The sequence below is a fragment of the Allobosea sp. ASV33 genome, assembly GCF_016428755.1.
Classification (GTDB): Bacteria; Pseudomonadota; Alphaproteobacteria; order Rhizobiales; family Beijerinckiaceae; genus Allobosea.
In genome coordinates this window covers 1-314 of the sequence record NZ_JAELTI010000305.1, presented here as the reverse complement: position 1 = coordinate 314, position 314 = coordinate 1, and the positions used below count along the sequence as shown (strand labels likewise).

General features: G+C 72.9%; 1 pseudogene. It reads right to left on the bottom strand.

Annotated elements, in window-relative coordinates:
• Positions 1–188: 188 nt before the first annotated feature.
• Positions 189–314 (bottom strand): annotated as a pseudogene (locus tag JHD80_RS27730) (glycosyltransferase); the annotation flags it as partial.

The window sequence follows — 314 nt, the reverse complement described above, 5'->3', positions numbered from 1 at the left end:
CCCCCCCCCCCCCCCCCCCCCCCCCCCCCCCCCCCCCCCCCCCCCCCCCCCCCCCCCCCCCCCCCCCCCCCCCCCCCCCCCCCCCCCCCCCCCCCCCCCCCCCCCCCCCTTTTTTAATGATCCGGCGCCCACCGAGATCTACACCGAAGGTTAATCGTCGGCAGCGTCAGATGTGTATAAGAGACAGGCGCCTGCGTGCCGTCGGTCGAGCCGGAATCGACGACCACGATATCGTCGCTCAGCGCGCGCGCGGCCTCGATCGCCCGGCCGATCCGGTCCGCCTCATTTTGGGCAATAATGAAAATCGAAAGAGG